Source organism: Streptomyces sp. NPDC008238 (assembly GCF_042956445.1).
Taxonomy (GTDB): Bacteria; Actinomycetota; Actinomycetes; order Streptomycetales; family Streptomycetaceae; genus Actinacidiphila.
The window spans coordinates 1-1392 of the sequence record NZ_JBIBGK010000066.1; the positions used below are offsets into that span (position 1 = coordinate 1).

Below are 1392 nucleotides of genomic sequence, written 5' to 3' on the forward strand. Positions count from 1 at the left end.
GGACAAGCCCTCGGCTTATTAGTACCGGTCAGCTCCACCCATTACTGGGCTTCCACATCCGGCCTATCAACCCAGTCGTCTACTGGGAGCCTTAACCCCTCAAGGGGGTGGGAGTCCTCATCTCGAAGCAGGCTTCCCGCTTAGATGCTTTCAGCGGTTATCCCTCCCGAACGTAGCCAACCAGCCATGCCCTTGGCAGGACAACTGGCACACCAGAGGTTCGTCCGTCCCGGTCCTCTCGTACTAGGGACAGCCCTTCTCAAGACTCCTACGCGCACAGCGGATAGGGACCGAACTGTCTCACGACGTTCTAAACCCAGCTCGCGTACCGCTTTAATGGGCGAACAGCCCAACCCTTGGGACCGACTCCAGCCCCAGGATGCGACGAGCCGACATCGAGGTGCCAAACCATCCCGTCGATATGGACTCTTGGGGAAGATCAGCCTGTTATCCCCGGGGTACCTTTTATCCGTTGAGCGACGGCGCTTCCACAAGCCACCGCCGGATCACTAGTCCCTACTTTCGTACCTGCTCGACCCGTCAGTCTCACAGTCAAGCTCCCTTGTGCACTTACACTCAACACCTGATTGCCAACCAGGCTGAGGGAACCTTTGGGCGCCTCCGTTACTCTTTAGGAGGCAACCGCCCCAGTTAAACTACCCACCAGACACTGTCCCTGATCCGGATCACGGACCGAGGTTAGACATCCAGCACGACCAGAGTGGTATTTCAACGTTGACTCCACAATGGCTGGCGCCACTGCTTCACAGTCTCCCACCTATCCTACACAAGCCGAACCGAACACCAATATCAAGCTGTAGTAAAGGTCCCGGGGTCTTTCCGTCCTGCTGCGCGAAACGAGCATCTTTACTCGTAGTGCAATTTCACCGGGCCTGTGGTTGAGACAGTCGAGAAGTCGTTACGCCATTCGTGCAGGTCGGAACTTACCCGACAAGGAATTTCGCTACCTTAGGATGGTTATAGTTACCACCGCCGTTTACTGGCGCTTAAGTTCTCAGCTTCGCCCCGACGAATCAGAGCTAACCGGTCCCCTTAACGTTCCAGCACCGGGCAGGCGTCAGTCCGTATACATCGCCTTACGGCTTCGCACGGACCTGTGTTTTTAGTAAACAGTCGCTTCTCGCTGGTCTCTGCGGCCACCACCAGCTCAGGAAGCACGTTCCCTCACCAGCAATGGCCCCCCTTCTCCCGAAGTTACGGGGGCATTTTGCCGAGTTCCTTAACCACAGTTCACCCGAACGCCTCGGTATTCTCTACCTGACCACCTGAGTCGGTTTAGGGTACGGGCCGCCATGAAACTCGCTAGAGGCTTTTCTCGACAGCATAGGATCATCCACTTCACCACAATCGGCTCGGCATCAGGTCTCAGGC

At 56.5% G+C, this 1392-nt stretch carries 1 rRNA gene (only partly in view); it reads right to left on the reverse strand.

Annotation, left to right across the window (positions count from 1 at the left end):
- Window positions 1–1392 (reverse strand): 23S ribosomal RNA (locus ACFZAU_RS41670); its annotated part runs 1795 nt beyond the window's last position; the annotation flags it as partial.